This is a genomic window from Mesorhizobium sp. WSM4819, assembly GCF_055811215.1.
This window is the reverse complement of record NZ_JBVVQO010000005.1, coordinates 188617-207979: the sequence shown is the minus strand read 5'-3', so window position 1 is coordinate 207979 and position 19363 is coordinate 188617. Positions and strand designations below refer to the sequence as shown.

16 protein-coding genes and 1 pseudogene are annotated in these 19363 nt (G+C 62.5%); 9 read left to right on the top strand and 8 right to left on the bottom strand.

Going from position 1 to position 19363, the window contains the following annotated elements; genetic code table 11:
- Positions 1-4: 4 nt before the first annotated feature.
- Entirely contained in the window at positions 5-436 is a 432-nt protein-coding gene (locus AC0L18_RS07495) for a TerB family tellurite resistance protein (RefSeq protein ID WP_023802995.1), read from the bottom strand.
- 359 nt (positions 437-795) lie between these two features.
- On the opposite strand from AC0L18_RS07495, the gene AC0L18_RS07490 reads away from it, so the two are divergent.
- From AC0L18_RS07490 to AC0L18_RS07480, 3 genes and pseudogenes are all read left to right on the top strand, one after another.
- Positions 796-966 carry a hypothetical protein gene (locus tag AC0L18_RS07490; protein WP_473491360.1) on the top strand — a complete coding sequence of 57 codons (171 nt, stop codon included), beginning with the start codon at positions 796-798 and terminating at the stop codon, positions 964-966.
- A gap of 100 nt (positions 967-1066) precedes the next feature.
- Positions 1067-1901: pseudogene (locus tag AC0L18_RS07485) on the top strand (helix-turn-helix domain-containing protein).
- 84 nt (positions 1902-1985) lie between these two features.
- Positions 1986-2408: a VOC family protein gene (locus AC0L18_RS07480; RefSeq protein WP_473491358.1), complete on the top strand. Its 423-nt coding sequence runs from the start codon at positions 1986-1988 to the stop codon at positions 2406-2408.
- Here the strand turns inward: AC0L18_RS07480 and AC0L18_RS07475 are convergent.
- Together AC0L18_RS07475 and AC0L18_RS07470 are read right to left on the bottom strand one after the other, a co-directional pair.
- Entirely contained in the window at positions 2405-3877 is a 1473-nt protein-coding gene (locus AC0L18_RS07475) for a cobyric acid synthase (RefSeq protein WP_473491357.1), read from the bottom strand. The two genes, AC0L18_RS07480 and AC0L18_RS07475, sit on opposite strands and share 4 nt — an antisense overlap.
- Positions 3877-4491 (bottom strand): dimethylsulfonioproprionate lyase family protein, encoded by a 615-nt coding sequence (locus AC0L18_RS07470; protein ID WP_473491355.1) that lies wholly within the window; start codon positions 4489-4491, stop codon positions 3877-3879. Before AC0L18_RS07470 ends, AC0L18_RS07475 begins: the two co-directional genes overlap by 1 nt.
- A gap of 151 nt (positions 4492-4642) precedes the next feature.
- Between AC0L18_RS07470 and AC0L18_RS07465 the strand changes: the two genes are divergently transcribed.
- The 4 genes from AC0L18_RS07465 to AC0L18_RS07450 all read left to right on the top strand — a co-directional run bounded on the left by AC0L18_RS07465 (position 4643) and on the right by AC0L18_RS07450 (position 9650).
- On the top strand, positions 4643-5809 hold the full coding sequence (locus AC0L18_RS07465; protein WP_473491354.1) for an isobutyryl-CoA dehydrogenase: 1167 nt from the start codon (positions 4643-4645) through the stop codon (positions 5807-5809).
- A 16-nt stretch (positions 5810-5825) separates the two neighbouring features.
- Entirely contained in the window at positions 5826-6194 is a 369-nt protein-coding gene (locus AC0L18_RS07460) for a four helix bundle protein (protein ID WP_473491353.1), read from the top strand.
- A 72-nt stretch (positions 6195-6266) separates the two neighbouring features.
- Positions 6267-7151 (top strand): 3-hydroxyisobutyrate dehydrogenase, encoded by an 885-nt coding sequence (gene mmsB, locus AC0L18_RS07455; protein ID WP_027154477.1) that lies wholly within the window; start codon positions 6267-6269, stop codon positions 7149-7151.
- Between the two features lie 474 nt (positions 7152-7625).
- On the top strand, positions 7626-9650 hold the full coding sequence (locus tag AC0L18_RS07450; RefSeq protein WP_473491394.1) for an ABC transporter ATP-binding protein/permease: 2025 nt from the start codon (positions 7626-7628) through the stop codon (positions 9648-9650).
- A 101-nt stretch (positions 9651-9751) separates the two neighbouring features.
- On the opposite strand, the gene AC0L18_RS07445 is transcribed toward AC0L18_RS07450, so the two are convergent.
- The 3 genes from AC0L18_RS07445 to AC0L18_RS07435 all read right to left on the bottom strand — a co-directional run bounded on the left by AC0L18_RS07445 (position 9752) and on the right by AC0L18_RS07435 (position 13438).
- Positions 9752-11131 (bottom strand): aspartate aminotransferase family protein, encoded by a 1380-nt coding sequence (locus AC0L18_RS07445; RefSeq protein WP_473491352.1) that lies wholly within the window; start codon positions 11129-11131, stop codon positions 9752-9754.
- Positions 11132-11200: 69 nt separating this feature from the next.
- Positions 11201-11323 carry a capsid protein gene (locus tag AC0L18_RS07440; RefSeq protein ID WP_091599613.1) on the bottom strand — a complete coding sequence of 41 codons (123 nt, stop codon included), beginning with the start codon at positions 11321-11323 and terminating at the stop codon, positions 11201-11203.
- Positions 11324-11368: 45 nt separating this feature from the next.
- On the bottom strand, positions 11369-13438 hold the full coding sequence (locus AC0L18_RS07435; RefSeq protein WP_473491351.1) for a prolyl oligopeptidase family serine peptidase: 2070 nt from the start codon (positions 13436-13438) through the stop codon (positions 11369-11371).
- A gap of 140 nt (positions 13439-13578) precedes the next feature.
- On the opposite strand from AC0L18_RS07435, the gene AC0L18_RS07430 reads away from it, so the two are divergent.
- Positions 13579-14136, top strand: a complete 558-nt coding sequence (locus AC0L18_RS07430; protein WP_473491349.1) for a hypothetical protein — start codon at positions 13579-13581, stop codon at positions 14134-14136.
- A 100-nt stretch (positions 14137-14236) separates the two neighbouring features.
- On the opposite strand, the gene AC0L18_RS07425 is transcribed toward AC0L18_RS07430, so the two are convergent.
- Together AC0L18_RS07425 and AC0L18_RS07420 are read right to left on the bottom strand one after the other, a co-directional pair.
- Positions 14237-15397: an MFS transporter gene (locus tag AC0L18_RS07425; RefSeq protein WP_473491347.1), complete on the bottom strand. Its 1161-nt coding sequence runs from the start codon at positions 15395-15397 to the stop codon at positions 14237-14239.
- Positions 15398-15520: 123 nt separating this feature from the next.
- Positions 15521-17389, bottom strand: a complete 1869-nt coding sequence (locus tag AC0L18_RS07420; protein WP_473491346.1) for a phospholipase D-like domain-containing protein — start codon at positions 17387-17389, stop codon at positions 15521-15523.
- Positions 17390-17617: 228 nt separating this feature from the next.
- Here AC0L18_RS07420 and AC0L18_RS07415 point away from each other — a divergent pair, with 228 nt between their 5' ends.
- On the top strand, positions 17618-19195 hold the full coding sequence (locus AC0L18_RS07415; RefSeq protein WP_473491344.1) for a trimethylamine methyltransferase family protein: 1578 nt from the start codon (positions 17618-17620) through the stop codon (positions 19193-19195).
- The last annotated feature ends 168 nt before the right edge of the window (positions 19196-19363 follow it).

Below are 19363 nucleotides of genomic sequence, written 5' to 3'. Positions count from 1 at the left end.
AGGCTTACTCTTCGGCCTTCACCACATCGGCGGGGCTGATGTCGAGCAAGTCGAGGGTGCGGCGCAAGAGCTGCATCTCTGTCCCGGCAAGTTGCGAATCGGCCTTGGCGATCTCGGCCATATGGCGGGCAAGCAGGCTGCGCCTCTCGACGTCGAGGTCACGGAACTGCGCGATGGCTTGCGAGCCGTTGGTCTCGTAGCCGAACTCGTTGAGATACTCGATGACGCTGTCGATGCTGGCTTCCGGAATGCCGAAGGCTTCCCGGCAGATGCGCCTGAAGGCGGCCATTTCACTCTCGTTGACCGTGCCGTCGGCCAAAATCATGCGAAACAGCATCAGCAGTTCCGCCGACAGCACCGGATCGTCCGCGACCTTGCGCACGCCGGGATCGCCGTCGAAGATCGAGCGTATCTGCTCCAGCAGTGCGAATGCCATCAGCGACCCCTTTCCGATTCGTTGCAAATAGGTAGCGCGGAATCGGCCTTGCGCAAATGGTCGGCTGTGGTTCGACAGAGCAATCGCTCCTGCCTGCCGGCATCCTCTCCCCGTATAGTGACGGGGAGAGGGGCGCTCCCATCGAAGGTTTCGCCAATCACCAGCGTTGCAGAATGTTCACCGAGGTCGCCACCGCCCTCTTCTCCCCGTCCCTATACGGGGAGAAGTGCCCGGCAGGGCGATGAGGGGCGGCGCCAAGATCGACAATTGGTGGTCTCCGCCGCTGCGCACGCTGATTGGTGTGTGAACGGGGCGCCTGATAGGATGCGGTTGTACGAATCATGTCGGAGGAGCCACACATGAATCTCAGTGCGCCTACGCAGCTTATTTTCATCATATCCCTTGTTATCGCCATCATCGGTCTTCTCGCCGCTCTCGGCGTTTTTGCGTTCATTCCCCTGGCCGCCGTGTGGATCGTCCTCATCGCTTATGTCGTGCTTGCCGGCGGCTGCCTGGTTCGCGGCGTTTAAGCCCTCAGATCTCTCAGGCAACTCGGAGCGCCCGGCCACAAGCCGGGCACTTTTGATTCTGAGGGTTGGTCTGCTACCATCCGCGGGCGGAGGAAAGCTCATGTCTGCCCAGAGCGAAGACGGCAGCAACCAGCACAGTCCTGGCCTCGACCGGTTCGAGATGGTTCGGCGTGTGCCTGGCCCTTGGCTCCAGGGTTCAGTCACTGACATCTGCGGCTACCGCGAAACCATGCCCGGCCATTTCCGCAACGTCGAATACGCATCGCTGACCGTGCCGCTGGTCATCAGCTTTGCCGAACCCTTCGCCATCGGGCTCGGCAAGGAGCCGGGCGACAACGACCGCTTCGCCAGTTTCGCCGCCGGCCTCTACGCCGGTCCGGTGGTGATCGAATCCCGCGGCGGCGCCTGCTGCATCCAGGTCAATTTCACCCCGCTCGGCGCCCGACGCTTCTTCGGCCTTGCGATGAGCGAACTGACCGACCGCATGGTCGGCCTCGACGATGTGCTCGGGATCGAAGGCATCGCGCTGCGCGAAAAAAATTGGCAATGCGCACGGCTGGAGCGCACGTTTTGCCATTGTCGAGACGTTCGTCGCCGCGCGGCTGACTGACGCCCGCGAAATGCAGGCCGAAATCGCCTGGGCCTATGACCGGATCATCGTCTCGGGTGGCCGCATTCGCGTCGCATCGCTCGCCGACAGGCTGGGCTGGAGCCGCAAGCATCTCGCGGGAAAATTCTCCAACGCGATCGGCGTCGGCCCCAAGACGCTGTCGCGCATCGTCCGCTTCAACCGGGCGCTCGGCCTGTCAAGGCAGCGCAAATCCGATTGGGCTGATATCGCCGCCGATTGCGGCTATGCCGACCAGGCGCATCTGGTGCGCGAATTCCGCGACCTTGCCGGCGAAACGCCGACGGCGCTGGCCGCCCAGGCATAGAGGCGCAGGTAACATTTCTTCAAGACGTGGGAAAAGCCTTCGCCCAGACTGGATTATCGTCCAATCCAATTGAAGGAGATCGTCATGACCATGTCAGTCGAACCGCCCAGGCTCTATCCGACCTTGCGCTACCGCAATGCCGCGAAAATGATCGACTGGCTGGGTGAAGCCTTCGGCTTTGCCGTTCATGCCCGCGACGGCGAAGGCGACATCGTCCAACACGCCGAACTGACTTTCGGCTCCTCGATGATCATGCTGGGCACCGCACGCTACGACAAGTTTGGCCAGATGGTCGGCGCACCGGGCCCCGGTGGCGGCAGATCGGTCTATGTTGCCGTCGACGATGCCGATGCCGCTTATGCCAGGGCCAAGAAGGCCGGCGCCGAAATACTGGAAGTGCTCACCGACCGCGACTATGGCAGCCGCGAATTCATCTGCCGCGATCCGGAAGGCAATGTCTGGTCGTTCGGCACCTATTGGCCAAAGGCCGGTGAGCCCGCCAGCTAACGCGCCAGACCAAAGATGGCGTCGCAGTCGAGGTGGGTTTCCAGTTCGGCTGCGACCTCGTCCAATGCCCGTTCGACCTCGGCGCGATAATCGATGCCGCCGCCTTTGACGCCGAGATTTTCCAGGAATTTCGCCCGAAAAGCGTCGGCGGAAAACAGCCCGTGCAGATAGGTCCCCGACACCTTGCCGTCGGCGGAGACGGCGCCGTCATCGGCGCCGTTGATGACGGCGGACGGCCGCAGCGTGTCGGGACCGGTGGTGCGGCCGAGATGGATCTCGTAGCCCTCGAGCGGCAGATCGAACTGGACCGAGCGCGCGCTGACATTGCGCACCGTCTTTTCCGGTTGCATCACCGTTTCGACGTCGAGCAGGCCGAGCCCCTCGGTCTCGGTGGCGCTGCCCTCGATGCCGTCGGGATCGCGCACGACACGGCCGAGCATCTGGAAGCCGCCGCAGATGCCGACGACGTGGCCGCCGCGCTTGCGGTGGGCGACAAGGTCGCGGTCCCAGCCATTCTCGCGGAATCTTAGCAGATCGCCGATCGTCGACTTCGAGCCGGGAATGACCACCAGCCCAGCGTCGGCCGGCAAATGCTGGCCGGGCGGCACGAAGACGACCTCGACCTGCGGCTCGGCCTTGAGCGGATCGAGGTCGTCGAAATTGGCGATGCGCGAAAGCATCGGCACGGCCACCTTCAGCGCGCGCTTCTCGCCGGACGCCAGGCGTTCGAGCACAACCGAATCTTCCGAGGGCAGCCGCGCCGCCGCCTTCAGCCACGGCACGACGCCAAAACAGCGCCAGGCGGTGAAGCTCTCGATCGCCTTGATGCCGTCATCGAACAGCGAGACATCGCCGCGGAACTTGTTGATGAGATAGCCGACGATCATGCGCCGGTCCTCTTCCGGCAAGATCAGATGGGTGCCGGCGACCGAGGCGATGACGCCGCCGCGATCGATGTCGCCGACCAGGATCACCGGCACGTTGGCGCGCGTCGCAAAGCCCATATTGGCAATGTCGCGGCTCCTGAGATTGATCTCGGCCGGCGAGCCGGCGCCTTCGACGATGACGAGGTCGGCACCCTCGCCGACCTTGGCCCAGGAGTCGAGCACGGCATCCATCAGCCGGGCTTTCAGCGCCTGGTAGTCGCGTGCCCGCGCCTCGCCGAACACCTTGCCCTGCACCACCACTTGGGCGCCGATATCGGTCTGCGGCTTGAGCAGCACCGGGTTCATATGGACGGTGGGCGCAACGCCGCAGGCGATCGCCTGCAGCCATTGGGCGCGGCCGATCTCGCCGCCGAGTTTGTCGCCCGGTATATAGGCGACGGCGGCGTTGTTCGACATGTTCTGCGGCTTGAACGGCCGCACCTTCAGCCCACGCTTTTTCGCCACGCGGCAGAGGCCCGCGACCAGCACCGTCTTGCCGACATCGGAGCCTGTGCCCTGCAGCATGATCGCCTTGGCCGCCATTAATTCCTGCCCTGTGAAACGCTGCCGGTGATCGTGGATTTCGCGGCCAGTGGTCCGCCGCGCCAGATGTAGAGCGCCAGCAGAGGCTCCTTGCCGGTGCGCATGGCATGGCTGACATCAGAGGCATGGTGGATCACCTCACCCGCCTCTCGCTTGCGAAAGTCGTCTTCGTCCATGCGCCATTCGGTGCCGCCGGTCAGCGGAATGTAGATCTCCTCGGCGACATGATGGTGGTCGGGATAGACGATTTCAGGTCCGAGGATCAGAAAGCCGGCCGCGACCTCGTCGTTGACGAAATGGCCGCGCATGCCGAAGACCTCCAGCCAGCCGTACTTGTCGATGAATGTCTTGCCGAGATCCGCCTCGCTGTAGGTCTGCCCCCAGCGCAGCTCGCCGCGACGCTCCGCAAGCAGCCGCGCCAACGGCTGGGCGTTGGCCGGAGCAAGCTCGACGATGCGGTCGAGCTCGCGCAGGCAGGCAAGCGGACGCGGCTCGAGCGGACGCGCCGGCATGGCCCAGCCGATCCGGGCCACCGCATCGCGCACCAGCGCATCATCGAATGTTTCGAGCGTGGCGTGGAACCGTTCAAGCAGCTCATCGAAATTTGTCGTCACGCCTTGCCCCAGACACGCATTATCACACAGCCGCCCCCAGATCGTTGGATGGAGCTAGTCGGCTTGCGCGGCGGCATCATTGGTCTAGATTGAACCGCGCGCAAAGCCAAAAACGACAGGCCAGGAGGCCGAAGACATTACGGAGCACGCCATGGACGCCGCTGTTGATGCGGGCACCAGCCAGTTCGAACTCAACGAGGACCAGCGCGCCATCCAGCAAATGGCCGGGGCCTTCGCTGCCGATCGCGTTGCGCCGAACGCGCTCGACTGGGACCGCAACAAGCATTTTCCGGCGGACGTGATCCGCGAGACTGGCCCGCTCGGGCTTGGCGGCATCTATGTCGGTGACGATGTCGGCGGCTCAGCGCTCGGCCGGCTCGACGCGGTGCTGATCTTCGAGGCGCTTTCGCGCGCCGATCCGGCCTTCTCCTCCTTCATCTCGATCCACAATATGGTGGCTTCGATGATCGACCGCTTCGGCAGCGACGAGCAGCGCCAGCACTTCCTGCCGAAGCTGACCTCGATGGAATGGCTGGCGAGCTATTGCCTGACCGAGCCGGGTTCGGGATCGGATGCTGCGGCGCTGAAGTCGCGTGCAGTGAGGAGCGGCGGCGACTATGTGCTGAACGGCGTCAAGCAGTTCATTTCGGGCGCCGGCGACAGCGACCTTTACATCGTCATGGCGCGCACCGGCGCCGACGGTCCGAAGGGTATTTCGACCTTCGTCGTGCCGAAAGATGCGCCCGGCCTGTCTTTCGGCGCCAACGAGCACAAGATGGGCTGGCACATGCAGTCGACCCGCCAGGTCGTCTTCGAGGACTGCAAGGTGCCGGGTGAAAACCTGCTCTCGGACGAAGGCGCCGGCTTCGGCATCGCCATGGCCGGGCTCGACGGCGGCCGGCTCAACATCGCCGCCTGTTCGCTGGGCGGGGCGCAATCGGCGCTCGACAAGGCGCTGTCCTACACCGCCGAACGCAAGGCCTTCGGAGCCAAGATCAACCAGTTCCAGGCGCTGCAATTCAAGCTGGCCGACATGGAGACCGAGTTGCAGGCAGCACGGATATTCCTTTACGCCGCTGCCTCGAAGCTCGACCGCAAGGCCGCGGACGCCTCGAAATGGTCGGCGATGGCGAAGCGCTTCGTCACCGACGTCGGCTTCAACGTTGCCAACGACGCGCTGCAACTGCATGGCGGCTATGGCTATCTGCACGATTACGGCATCGAGAAGCTGGTGCGGGATTTGCGCGTTCACCAGATTCTCGAAGGCACCAACGAGATCATGCGCGTCATCATCGCACGCGCCCTCATCGGCCGGTAAGGCAGTAGGCAGTAGGATGACCGGCAAGATCAGTTCGTACAAGGATCTCATCGTTTGGCAGCAGGCGATGGATCTGGCCGTCACCACCTACGCCTTGACCAGGGCATGGCCAAAAGAGGAATTGTATGGGTTGACCAGCCAGATCCGCCGCTCGGCAACCTCTATCCCTGCAAACATCGCGGAAGGTTATGGCCGAGACAACCGAGGCTCTTATCAGCAATTCCTCCGGATAGCCCAAGGGTCGTTGAAGGAGTTCGAGACGCACCTGCAGATCGCTGAACGCATTGGCCTAGCTACGCATGATCAAGCTTATCAGGTGCTGCTAGCGACCGAGGGCATCGGAAAAATGCTTCGCCAACTTATTAGCAAACTCGCGCCCGAATAGGCCGCCTACTGCCTACTGCCTACTGCCTACTGCCCACTGCCTACTGCCTTACCCACACCACGGAGTGCCATCATGACCACCATCGCCTTCATCGGCCTCGGCAATATGGGCAATCCGATGGCAGCCAATCTCGTCAAGGCTGGATATGCCGTTCACGGCTTCGACCTGATCCCGGAAAATCTCGCCAACGCCAAGGAGCATGGGGTCGTCGTCATGGCCAATGCCGTTGCCGCGGTGAAGGAGGCCGATGTGGTCATCACCATGCTGCCGGCCGGCAAACACGTTCTGTCGGTCTATGAAGACATCGTGCCAAAAGCGAAAAAAGGCGCGCTGTTCATCGATTCCTCGACCATCGACGTCGAATCGGCACGAAAAGCCCACGCCATTGCCGCCAGACACAAGCTGCTGTCGATCGACGCGCCGGTTTCCGGCGGCACCGGCGGCGCCGCCGCCGGCACGCTGACCTTCATGGCCGGCGGCGCGAAGGAAGCTTTTGCCAAGGCCGAACCAATCCTCAAGCCAATGGCCGGCCGCATCGTCCATTGCGGCGATGACGGCGCCGGACAGGCGGCAAAGATCTGCAACAACATGATCTTGGGCATTTCGATGATCGGCGTCGCCGAAGCCTTCGTTCTGGCGGAAAAGCTCGGCCTGTCGCACCAGGCGCTCTTCGACGTCGCCTCGAACTCGTCGGGCCAGTGCTGGTCGCTGACCACCTACTGCCCGGTCCCTGGTCCGGTGCCGACATCGCCGGCCAACAATGGCTACAGGCCGGGGTTTGCCGCGGCACTGATGCTGAAAGACCTGAAACTGTCGCAGGAAGCCGCGCAAAGCGCCGGTGCGGTGACGCCGCTGGGCGCCGAGGCCGCCCAGCTTTATGCGCTGTTCAACGCCCAGGGGCATGCCGCTGCTGACTTCTCCGGCATCATAAATTTCCTGCGCGGCACCCCGGCGTAATGCATGTCGCCCAAAAGCTTGGCTTAACCCCCCAAGGGTGCGCAAAGCGTGCGCAGCAGACGCGACGCGCTTTCAGCCTCGAACTCGACCGGCTTTCGGTTTCCGGCAAGAAACGCGGAAATTTAGATTTGCTTAAACTATCGATAACCACCCGGTAACGATGTCCCTGTAGAACGGAGTGCGAGGCGGCCTATCGCAACCGCCCGGCGCTCCGGATCAGGTCTCGCGTACCGGAGCCCGTAAGTTTCGCCAAGTGTTCAGTCAGCGAAGCGCCATGCGTATCTGGCAAAGCCGCGTTCCCGATGGAGCGCGGTTTTTGCATTCACGCAATGCGGTTCAATCCAACATGGCCGGGCAGCAGATCAAGGAAGAGGCCAAAAAAACGAAGCCGACCGCATCCGCGCTGACGTGGAGATCAAGCGGCTTGAGCGGACATCATTGAAACCTTCTGATTTCCAAGCCGTTATCGCCGGTATGTCCGGGGCTAAATCCAAGCCGAAATCGGTCTCCAAATCACGCGATGCCGAGAAGTCGCGCCAGGAGAAGCAATCGACTGTCGAAGCCGCGTCTGAGACCGTCGGCGCGGCCCCGCCGCCGCTGGAGTTCGTCGAACCCGATCCGGAGCTGACCCCTGAGGAGGCCGAGCAGGCGCGCAAGAGATACTTGCTGAGGCGTTTCTGGATCAGCGCGCGCGGTTACTGGGGCCGCGGAGGCGATAGGCGGGCTTGGCCGTACACGATCGGGTTATTGCTCCTGATCGTCATCAATGTCGGCTTCCAGTATGGGATCAATGTCTGGAATCGCGCAATTTTCGATGCCCTTGAGCAACGCAATGCGCGCACCGTCTATGTCCTGAGCGCCGTTTTCGTGCCGCTCGTGCTCGGAAGCGGAAGCCTTGTCGTTGCACAGGTCTTCCTTCGCATGACGATGCAGCGCCGCTGGCGTTCCTGGCTCACCAACGCGGTCATCGCGCGGTGGCTTGCAAGCGGCCGCTACTTTCAGTTGAACCTCGTCGGCGGCGATCACCAGAACCCCGAAGCCCGCATCACGGAGGATTTGCGGATTGCCACCGAATCCCCGGTCGACTTCATCGCCGGTGTCATCAACGCGTTTCTGTCGGCCTCGACCTTCATCGTGGTGCTCTGGACGATCGGCGGGGCCCTGACCCTGACGATCGCAGGTTCGACGGTGACCATTCCCGGCTTTCTCGTCATCACCGCGGTGCTCTATGCGGCGATCACATCCACCTCGATGGCGGTCATTGGCCGCCATTTCGTCCACCTCTCCGAGGAAAAAAATCAGGCGGAAGCCGAATTCCGCTACACGCTGACCCGCGTGCGGGAAAACGGCGAGAGTATCGCATTGCTCGGCGGCGAGGAGGAAGAGCGTAGCGGCATCGACAAGACGTTCGCCTATGTGCTCAGGCAATGGGCGCTCCTTACAGGTCAGCACATGCGCACAGCGCTGGTATCGCAGGGGGCGAGTCTGTTTGCGCCTGTCGTGCCGGTTTTGCTTTGCGCTCCAAAGTTTCTCGAAGGCGGCATGACACTTGGCCAGGTCATGCAGGCTGCCTCTGCCTTTGCCATCGTGCAGGGCGCGTTCGGATGGCTGGTCGACAACTACCCCCGTCTCGCCAATTGGAACGCCTGTGCACGGCGCATCGCCTCGCTGATGATGTCGCTCGACGGGCTCGAGCGCGCGGAACAGAGCAACACGCTCGGACGCATAAAGCGCGGCGAAGCTGCAGGCGATGCGATGCTCAGCCTGAACAATCTGTCCGTGTCGCTCGACGACGGCACCGCCGTGGTCAAGGAAACCAAGGTCGTGATCGAATCAGGCGAGCGGGTGCTCGTCGCCGGCGAATCCGGCTCAGGCAAGAGTACGCTGGTGCGGGCCGTCGCAGGTCTGTGGCCGTGGGGCGGCGGCAGCGTCAACATCCACGCCGACAGACGGCTGTTCATGTTGCCGCAACGGCCTTATGTCCCCACCGGGACGCTTCGCCGCGCAGTCGCCTATCCAGGCGCCGCCGATCGCTGGACGCTGGACGAGATCAAGGCTGCCCTCGAAAAGGTCGGGCTCGATTATCTGAACGACAAGATCGAGGACGACGCGCCATGGGACCAGACCCTCTCGGGTGGCGAAAAGCAGCGGCTCGCCTTCGCGCGTCTTCTGCTGCACAGCCCCGATATCATCGTGCTGGATGAAGCAACGTCAGCACTCGATGAAAAGAGCCAGGACAAGATGATGGAGATGATCGTTCACGAATTGCCGAAGGTCACCATCATAAGCGTGGCGCATCGCGCCGAGCTGGAAGCCTTTCATAGCCGCAAGATCACCTTGGAGCGGCGCGAGGGCGGCGCAAAGCTTGTCAGCGATATCGATCTTGTCCAGCGCAAGAGAAGACGGAACTTGCTTGAGCGATTTATGCGGCGCCGGCGCGCCGCACCGAAGCGCAGCACGACCTCGAGCAAAGCGGCGCTGCCCGAGACAGAAAAGTGAAATCCGCCGATCGGGCCTTGGTGAGCGGCTCCTCCGGCTGGCAGAATCCGGCATTCAAACGCCGGGCGTCCGGTTGCAGGACGCCCGGCGATCGTTTTATCTCACAGCTTGCGCAAATCCGCCTGCGCCAGATCAAGCGCCTTGGCGATGCGGCCGCAGGCCATATCGATCGTCTCGCGCGTCCAGATCAGCGGCGGCGACAGGATCATCGTATCGCCGGTGGCGCGCAGCATCATGCCCTGGGCAACTGCGTGGTCGCGGACGGTCACGGCCGCGCTCCCGGCCGGCAGGAAGCGCGCCTTGGTCGCCTTGTCGCTGACGATCTCGATCGCCCCCATCAGGCCGATCGAGCGCACCTCGCCGACCAGATCGTGACCGCCGACGTGCTCCTGCAGCGCCTTGGCGAAATAGGGTCCGGTGTCGTTCTTGACCCGATCGACCAAACCCTCCCGCTCGATGATCTCGAGGTTCTTCAGCGCCACAGCGCAGGCCACGGGGTGGCCGGCATAGGTATAGCCGTGATTGAACTCGCCGCCCTTCTCGACCAGCGTCGCGGCGATGCGGTCACCGACCAGCAGCGCCGACAGCGGCTGATAACCGGAGGTCAGCGCCTTGGCGGTGGTGACGGTATCGGGCTCGATGTCGAATGTCTGAGCTGCGAACCACTCGCCGGTGCGGCCATAACCGGTGATGACCTCGTCGAGCATCAACAGGATATCGTATTTGCGGCAGATGCGCTGCACTTCCGGCCAATAGCTCATCGGCGGTATCTTCACGCCGCCTGCTCCCATCACCGGCTCGCCGATGAAGGCGGCGACCTTGTCGGCGCCGGCTTCGAGGATGGCATCCTCGACGGCCTTGGCCGCGCGCAGGCCGAAATCATGGTCGCTTTCGCCGGGCAGAGCCAGCTCATAGGCATAAGGCAGCATCACATGGACGATGTTGGGAACCGCGCCGTTGAGCTGCTTGTGCATCGGCTCCATGCCGCCCAGCGACGTGCCGGCGATGGTCGAGCCGTGATAGGCGCTCTTGCGCGAGATGATGCGGTTCTTCTCCGGCTTGCCTTCCAATGCCCAATAGTGGCGCACGAGGCGCAGCGCCGTGTCGTTGGCCTCCGAACCGGACGAGCCGAAGAACACCTGGTTGACATGCTTCGGCGCCAGTTCCGCCAGCTTTTTGGCCAGCAGCACCGGTGTAGGGGTCGAGCATTTGAAGAAGGAATTGTAATAAGGCAGTTCCTTCATCTGGGCGTAGGCGGCGTCGGCCAGCTCATCGCGGCCGTAACCGATGTTGACGCACCACAGCCCGGCCATGCCGTCGAGGATTTCCGTGCCTTCGGAATCGTAGATGAACGGCCCGTTGGCGTGGGTGATGATGCGTGAGCCGGCCTCGCGCATCTCCTTGTGGTCGGTGAACGGATGAAGGTGATGCGCAGCATCGATCTGCTGAAGCTGCTTCAGCGAATAATTCTGATAGGTCATGTCTGATCTTTCTCTTGAACCAATCCGGCAATTGCAGACAATCCGGCAATTGCAGCGGGGGCGGATTCGTCAGAGGAAGGCGGGCGGCGAATAGCCGATGCGGGCGCAAAGCCGCAAAAGCTCGGCGCGAAGCGTGCGCGGCGACGGCGTCACCGCCACCCCAAACGCGCATGATGCCTTCATCCAAGCCATGCAGCATCTTAGGCGGTCTGATGCGATCAGTTCAAGCCGTTCCGTTCAAGCCGTTCCGGCCAGCGCCCGTTGCAGGAAGACATACTTCATCGCCGCCTGTGCCGCTTGCGGCCGGCGATCGCCGCGCCCGCCATGGCCGCCCTCGGTCTCCTCGAAAAACAGCGTCTTCGCGTGGCCGGCAGCCTGCAGCCGCGCCGCCATCTTGCGCGCATGGCCGGGATGGACGCGGTCGTCGGCCGTCGATGTCGTCAGCAGCACCGGCGGATAGGCGGCATCGGGCTCGACATGCTGATAAGGCGAGTAAGCCGCCAGCGACGCCGCCTCCTCCGGCTTCGCCGGATCGCCATACTCGGCCATCCAGGATGCGCCGGGCGGCAGTTCGGTGTAGCGCAGCATGTCGAGCAGCGGCACGTCGATGATCACCGCGCCGAAAAGCTCGGGATGCTGGGTCAGCGAAACGCCGGTCAGCAAGCCGCCATTCGAGCCGCCCTGGATGCCGAGCGTCGCCGGCGTGGCGATGCCGCGTTTCACCAGGTCTTGCGCGACCGCGGCGAAATCGTCGAAGGCGTTCTGGCGATTGGCCTTGAGCGCGGCCTGATGCCAGTTCGGACCGAACTCGCCGCCGCCGCGGATATTGGCCTGCACATAGGCATTGCCCTTTTCCAGCCACAGCCGGCCGCGCACGCCGGCATAGCCGGGCAGCAGCGGCACTTCGAAGCCGCCATAGCCGTAAAGCAGCGTCGGCACCGGCCCGTCCTGGTCGCGCCGCCTGACGACGAAATAAGGGATTTTGGTGCCGTCCTTCGAGCATGCCTCGAACTGTTCCGAGACCAGCGACGACGCATCGAAACGCGCCGGCTGCGATTTCACGGTTGTCAGCATCGCTGCATTGTCGTCCGACCAGATGATCGAGCTCGGCGTCAGGAAGTCGGTGAAGGAGAAGGACACGCTGGAGCCGAAACGCTCGGCGTGGCTGATGCCGACACTGCCGTTTTCGGGCAGCGCCACTGGCTGCAGCGACCAGCCGCTGCCGCTGCGATCGCAGGCGACGACCTTGCCGCGCACATTGTCCATCAGATTGATGAACAACCGGTCCCGCGTGCGGGCAATGCCGGCAATCGAGACACGATCCGCCGGCTCGAGCACGGTCTCGACAGGTCCGAGCGCATTGGTCTCGATCCAGCGCGCGAAGTCCAGCGAATAGAGGCCATCAGGTTTGCACAGCGTGCCGTCCGGCGCCGTCCACGGGCTGCGCACTCCAAAGACGAACTGATCCCTGAACAGCACCGCGTCGGTCACGTCGTCCGGCAACGGGATGCGCCTGTTTTCACCGGAGGGCAGACGCAGAAAACTGTGCGAGGCAAAGAAATCGAGCGTCCGGGTCAGCAACAGATGACGCTTGTCGCCGTCGAATTCGAGGGAACCGCCGGCGGCGAGATCCTGCTTCTGCGCCTCAAAAATCGGCGTCGCATCCTCCAGCCTGGTGCCGCGCTGCCAAAGCTTGACCACGCGCGGATAACCGGACTGGGTTTTTTCGTCCTCTTCGAAGGCAGCCGAGACGATGACCGTGTCCTTGTCCAGCCAGTTGAAGCCCGACTTCGAGGCAGGAGCACGAAAGCCGCCCTCGACAAAGGACTTGCTGTCGATGTCGAATTCGCGCATTTCGCTGGCGTCGCCGCCATCCGGCGACAGGCTGAGCAGGCAGCGGCTGAAATCGGGGTAAAGCCGGCTGGCGCCGCTGAACACCCATTTCACACCCTCTTTGGCTGACAGACTGTCGAAGTCGATGATCGTCTCCCATTCCGGCTTCTCGGTCTTGTAGGAAGCGACCGGAGTGCGCCGCCAGAGGCCGAGCACGTTGGTCTTGTCCTGCCAGAAATTATAGACGTGGCCGTTGAGCGCAGACCCGACGGCAATGTTGTCTTCGGCCGTCATCAGGTCCAGTGCGGTTTGGAAGCAGGTCTGGTAGGATGGATCGCCCTGCAACTCGGCGACCGTGATCTCGTTCTGACGGTGAACCCAGTCGAGCGTTTCCTTGCCCGTTCTGTCCTCCAGCCAGAGAAAGGGATCCTCAGTCGCCGAATTGGGACGCGCCTTTGTGTTCGAACTGGTCATGTGGTCTCCGATAAATTCGTCAAGGCTCGGCAACGTCGTCTTGCCACTATCGGTAGTCAACTTGGAACGCAAAAGGAGCCATTGCGCTGTTGGCCTCCTAAGGTGGGGCCGCCTGCCGCCCGCAGGCCACGAGGGAATCCATGCAACATCTGTACATTGCCAAAGAGAAGTTCGGTCCTTTCAGCGGCACTGCTTGGACCATGTACATAAACTGGTCCGGCCTCACCCAATTAAGCGAGGTCGTCTCACTCGATGGAATGCTCGGGCCGGTCGCGCTGGGAGAGGTAAAGGACAGCTACTGGCCCCATATTGTTAACGAGGACTACATGCTCGATTTCTTTGTGGACCTGGACTTCCTCCTTTCGGAGTTGGCCGATCCGGGCGACTTGAATGTCCTTAATGTGATCCGAAGACCATCGCTTGACGTGCGTTCACTCGACTGGAACGGATTTACCTTCCTGGGCTACGACTTGTTGGATCAAGACGTCTCCATAAGCGCTCTGACCAACTGCGGAGGATTTCCTGACGTGTTTGCGAACACGGAACTGTCCGATGTTGGATTGATACCCGATTTTGATCGTGCCGTTGAAATTCGAGACCTTCTACGCAGGATGCATCCCTCTGAACACCATGCCGAATGTGATTTATGGGCGATTTCCAGATGGCAAGGAAATGAAGGCACCCCGCAATTGTATTAATGCATGTCGCGCAAAAGTGTGCAGCGGTTTTGCGGTAACGACATGCATAAAAACAACAACCTAAAGCGCGTCGCATGAGGCCGTTCAAATGTGACGCGCTTTAGACCGCTCGCCCCCGCAATACGGTTGTGACCGCCAACGCCAGACAAATGGCGCCAAGCGTGATCGGCAGGCCGTCCGCACCGAGAATATCCATGGCGCCGCCCGCCAGCGGCGGCACGGCGATGCCGCCGACGCCCCACATTAGCGAGAAGGCGGCGTTGCCGGCGACCAGTGCCGAGCCGGTGAACCGCTCGCCAAGCTCGATGATCGACATCGTGTAGATGCCGTAGGAAACCGCACCCCAGACAAACACGCACGGCCAGATCAGCGGCGTCTCGATGAGAACCGGCAACAGCACGCATCCAAGCACCGTTAGCGATACACAGATAAATCGCACCAGACGCGCCGTCAGCCGTTCCGCCAGCAGGCCGAGCGGCACCTGCATTGCGATGTTGCCGGCGATCATGACAGACAGCAGCGCCGACATGCGCGCCTCCGCGATGCCATAATGCGCTCCGTAGACCGGCAGCAGTGCCAGCACCCCCTGTTCGAAACCGGCGGCCACCACCACCGCCGACAGCAGCAGCCATGCCATCGGCATGAACCCCATCACCGAAACCTGGTGCCCGGCTTCATCGACCTTTGGCAGCCGTCCCAGCACCAGCGCCAGGCAGGCGCCGCAAAAAACGAATGCGGCGATGCCGACGAGAAACGGCGGCCATCCTTCGGTGCCGACCGCAAGCAGGCACAGCGGGCCGGCCGCGAAACCTGCCGAAATGACTGTAGAATAGATCCCCATCACGCGACCGCGGCGCGCCGGAGGCGCCAGCGCGATCACCCAGATCTCGCTCAGCACATAGAGCGGATTGGTCACCACGCCGATCAGGAAGCGCAGTGGAAACCAGAGATAGACATTTTGCGTCCAGCCGATCAGCGCCAGCATGATCGCGGAAAGGGCCGCGCAGGTCAGCGCCGTGCGCCCTGCCCCGAACCGGCGCGCCAGCGCCGGGATAAGCGGCGACGAGACGATAAAGCCGACCGGCGTCATTGCCGCCGACAGGCCGATCATGGCCGGCGAGACGCCCTGGCGCTGCAGGATGAAGCTCAGCAGCGGGTAGCTCAGCCCTTGCGCGATGGCGAACACCGAAACGGTGGCGATCACGCCGGTGATCGCCGCCCACTGCATTGTCTGGTCGCTGTTCTGTTCCGCCCGGTCCATGATCCGCACCACGAAGCCTGCACGATTAGCGCTTCGGCGGCGTGCCGGGAAGCACCGGCGGCAGGAACCGCTTGCGCCAGCCAGAGCATGCCTTGTAAGGACTCCGCGACGCCATTCAGGCCACTACGGAAAATACCGGGCAATCGCCCCCTTCCTGCCCTCCGCGTAAGGCTTCAGCCACTTGTCGTCGATGGAGAGCCCGTCATTGTCCGACGGTCCTTCTCCAATCGTTCTGCGCCAGGCGCGGAACTTGTAGTGGTCGAACACGTCGAGCATATGCACCGCAAAGGCCGCAGCGAACGCCTTGTCGCCTTCGACGATCACCATGTTCTCGTCGTTTTCATAGGACGCCTTGTAGCCAAGGTTGTGGCTGCCGGCGATGACGGTCGCATTGTCGGCCATCGGATCGATGATCACGATCTTGTCGTGCACGATCGCATGGCCGACGGTCAGCACTTCCGCCTGGAAATCTCGCGCAACGGAGGCCCCCGTCAGGTTGGCCGCCCTGACGATGGAGACGTTCGGCGCCTCCCAGGCCTTCTCCGGAAAGACGAATGGCGACTTGCCGTCCTTGTTCGATTTGTTGGTGACTGGATCCCGGGTCGGAGCAATATAGTTGGGCATGGCAGTGTGATCGCTGATTGCGCCCTGCACGATCAGCTTTGGATTCGCCGTCGCCGCCGCGACAGCCTGATCGATGACCGAATTGTTGCCAAGCCGCGACGGATTGAACACGAGAAAGAGCACCGCCTCCTTTGCCGCCTTGATCCGTGCGAAAACATCTTCGAGATCGACAGGCCGCACCGAGATGTCCTTTTTGCTGCGGTCGGGATCGTTTGGCGAGAACCAGATGGTGGTCCCATCGACATGGTTCGGTGTGCGATTCTTCAGGCGAAACGGCCTGCCTTGCTTCTGCGCCACACGTCCGGCGGCGCTATCGCTCGCCGGCGGCGGGAACACGTCGGCCTTCATCCGTTCCCAATAGGCATCGAACACTTCGGCCATGGCAGGGTCGTCGCGGATGAAGGCGTTGTTGGACTGTCCGCAAATGCCCGTCGACGTCCAATTGGTGCTGCCGGTCATGACCGCTTGCGAATTGCCCTGTGCATCGCGGTAGACGGCAAACTTGTTGTGGCCGATATGGTTGTTGTTGAACAGACGATCGGTCAGCACGACGCCGGCGTCGCGCAGCCGCTTTCTGAAGGGCGCGTTGCCCGCGTCCCACGCCTTGGTTTGTTCATCCCTGCCCGAATTCGAAAGAATGACGCCGACGACATCCTTGGCGTCGATGATCGCGTCGCACAACTCGTCATCGCCAAGCTCATAGAGGGCAAGCCTGACAGTGCCGCCCTCGGCCTTGGCCCGTTTCATCAGGCTGGTGAGCACATCCGGAACCTCGCCGTGAAGATAGGCGCGGATCTTGCTGCCGGGACGCTGAAGCTCGGCCCTGATCTTGTCGCGCTGCCCGACCTTGATGCCGGCGTCTTCCAGCGCTCGCGACAGCCATTGCGTCGAGAGCACGCCGTTGGTGAAGGCGAGCCGCGCCTTGCCGAACATCGATCCCAAGAAGATGGTCGGGCTGACGGCGCCTTGTCCGAGATAGCCGAGCGGCCGAGCCGCTCCGGTATAGGCTTTCTCGGGCCGCACCGGCACCGGATCGAGGCCGGGCCGCATGTCGCCGACTGGACGCACCCGGTAGGCGACCAATTCGCCATCCGGCCTGATTTCGACGCTGTCGCGGCGCCGCCGCACCGTAAGATCGCGCCAGAATGTCTTCTGCACCGGCCAGACGCCGGTATCCTGCGGAATCCAGTCCTTGTTGCGTTGCCCCCGGAAAGGCACCCAAGACGCCAGACAGCGTTCCTCGCCGGTCCCGGGATAGATGCGGACGATCTCGAAGCCGAGACAGCCGTCGATCATTCCGTCAATATCCCAGGCAATGAAAGCGACTTCGTTGTTGGTCGCTGCACGCACGCTGATAACATCCGACACGGAAATAGTCTCCCTCAGGACAGTTTGTATTAAATGTACTTACTCAATATGACGTGATCGCAACGTGACATGTTTCACAGTTCGGGCACAGATCTGGATTCGCCTTGGTGCGTCCGGCTGGCGAACGTCCATGTCGCTTCCCTCGTCCTAGTGGTCGCCGCCTCCGCAATGGCGGGACGGCGGTCGGTCCATTATGCCGCCGCACCGTCGCAGCGTACGAGGACTATCATGACCGCCGCCCTTCATCCCGCCGAACCGGCATTGGCAAACGACCGCGCCCGTCGCGGCGGCCGCGCGGGCAAGCGCGCCGGCGCAGCGGCGGCGTTCGAGCAGCCGCCTTTCCGTCAGCTGAAAATCCCGCTGACGCCGACCAGGCTGGTCTCCGACGACGAGCTGGAATCGATCCACCTCGCCTCGCTGCGCGTTCTCAGGGAAATCGGCGTCGACGTGCTGCACGACGAGGCAAGGCGCATCATGAAGGCGCATGGCGCGGACGTCCGCGAAGGCAGCGAGCGGGTGCGCTTCGACAGCGACATGATCCTCGAGCTGGTATCGCACTGCCCCTCGGAATTCACCATCCATGCCCGCAATCCGGCGCACAATGTTCGCTTCGGCGGCGACAATCTGATCGTCTCGATGATGGCGTCGGCGCCCAATTGTTCCGACATCGACCGCGGCCGCCGCCCCGGCAACCAGCAGGACTACCGCAACTTCCTCAAGCTTGCGCAGATGCACAACATCCTCAACTGCACCGGCGGCTATCCGGTCGAGCCGATCGATATCCATCCGTCCGTCCGCCACCTCGAATGCATCCGCGATCTGAGCGTGCTCACGGACAAGGTGTTCCACATCTACTCGCTCGGCAAGGAGCGCAATGTCGACGGCATCGAGATCACCAGGATCGCGCGCGGCATCAGCGACGAACAGCTTCTCGAACAGCCGTCGGTGTTCACCATCATCAACACCAATTCGCCGCTCAAGCTCGACGTGCCGATGATGGAAGGCATCATCCAGATGTCGAGCAAGGGCCAGGTCGTCATCGTGACGCCGTTCACCCTGTCGGGCGCCATGGCCCCGGTGACCATCGCCGGTGCGCTGGTGCAGCAGAATGCCGAGGCACTGTCCGGCATTGCCTTCGCCCAGATGGTGCGCAAGGGCGCGCCCGTCGGCTATGGCGGCTTCACCTCCAACGTCGACATGAAGTCCGGCGCGCCGGCCTTCGGCACACCGGAATACATGAAGGCGCAATTGGTCGGCGGCCAGCTCGCTCGCCGCTACAACATCCCCTACCGCACCTCCAACACCTGCGCCGCCAACACGGTCGACGCACAGGCCGCCTATGAAAGCGTGTTCTCGCTGTGGGGCGCCATCCAGGGCGGCGGCAATCTGATGATGCATGCGGCCGGCTGGCTGGAAGGCGGCCTGCGCTGCTCCTACGAGAAGACCATCCTGGACATCGATCTGCTGCAGATGGTGGCGGAGTTCCTGACCCCGCTCGACCTCTCCGAGGAGGCCCTCGGCTTCGACGCCATCCAGTCCGTCGGTCCGGGCGGCCATTTCTTCGGCACGCAACATACACAGGACCGCTACAAGACCGCATTCTATTCGCCTATCATCTCCGACTGGCGCAATTTCGAGACCTGGGCGGAAGCCGGATCGCCGACAGCTATCGAAAAAGCCAATCGGGTGTGGAAGGAGCGGCTGGCCTCCTATGAAGAGCCCTACATGGATCCGGCTATCCGCGAGGAACTCGACGCCTTCGTCGACAAACGTCGGTCCGAAGGCGGCGCGCCGACTGATTTTTGATCATCTGTATTGGTTTGATGAACAGTCGACTCCCACTTCGTCGAGTTTCGCTCGACACCTCTCCCCCGATCGACGGGGTAGAGGAAGGGCGTGAGATTATTCCAGCCAGCGCCCTTCCTCGCTTTATCTTCACGCCCCGCTCACTCGATTCAATCTCTTCAAAAACGG

What these genes read in the sequence shown, in the direction of transcription:
- AC0L18_RS07495 (WP_023802995.1), bottom strand. Translation starts at nt 436, where the DNA reads ATGGCATTCGCACTGCTGGAGCAGATACGCTCGATCTTCGACGGCGAT.
- AC0L18_RS07490 (WP_473491360.1), top strand. Translation starts at nt 796, where the DNA reads ATGAATCTCAGTGCGCCTACGCAGCTTATTTTCATCATATCCCTTGTT.
- AC0L18_RS07480 (WP_473491358.1), top strand. Translation starts at nt 1,986, where the DNA reads ATGACCATGTCAGTCGAACCGCCCAGGCTCTATCCGACCTTGCGCTAC.
- AC0L18_RS07475 (WP_473491357.1), bottom strand. Translation starts at nt 3,877, where the DNA reads ATGGCGGCCAAGGCGATCATGCTGCAGGGCACAGGCTCCGATGTCGGC.
- AC0L18_RS07465 (WP_473491354.1), top strand. Translation starts at nt 4,643, where the DNA reads ATGGACGCCGCTGTTGATGCGGGCACCAGCCAGTTCGAACTCAACGAG.
- AC0L18_RS07460 (WP_473491353.1), top strand. Translation starts at nt 5,826, where the DNA reads ATGACCGGCAAGATCAGTTCGTACAAGGATCTCATCGTTTGGCAGCAG.
- mmsB (WP_027154477.1), top strand. Translation starts at nt 6,267, where the DNA reads ATGACCACCATCGCCTTCATCGGCCTCGGCAATATGGGCAATCCGATG.
- AC0L18_RS07450 (WP_473491394.1), top strand. Translation starts at nt 7,626, where the DNA reads ATGTCCGGGGCTAAATCCAAGCCGAAATCGGTCTCCAAATCACGCGAT.
- AC0L18_RS07445 (WP_473491352.1), bottom strand. Translation starts at nt 11,131, where the DNA reads ATGACCTATCAGAATTATTCGCTGAAGCAGCTTCAGCAGATCGATGCT.
- AC0L18_RS07440 (WP_091599613.1), bottom strand. Translation starts at nt 11,323, where the DNA reads ATGGCTTGGATGAAGGCATCATGCGCGTTTGGGGTGGCGGTGACGCCG.
- AC0L18_RS07435 (WP_473491351.1), bottom strand. Translation starts at nt 13,438, where the DNA reads ATGACCAGTTCGAACACAAAGGCGCGTCCCAATTCGGCGACTGAGGAT.
- AC0L18_RS07430 (WP_473491349.1), top strand. Translation starts at nt 13,579, where the DNA reads ATGCAACATCTGTACATTGCCAAAGAGAAGTTCGGTCCTTTCAGCGGC.
- AC0L18_RS07425 (WP_473491347.1), bottom strand. Translation starts at nt 15,397, where the DNA reads ATGGACCGGGCGGAACAGAACAGCGACCAGACAATGCAGTGGGCGGCG.
- AC0L18_RS07415 (WP_473491344.1), top strand. Translation starts at nt 17,618, where the DNA reads ATGACCGCCGCCCTTCATCCCGCCGAACCGGCATTGGCAAACGACCGC.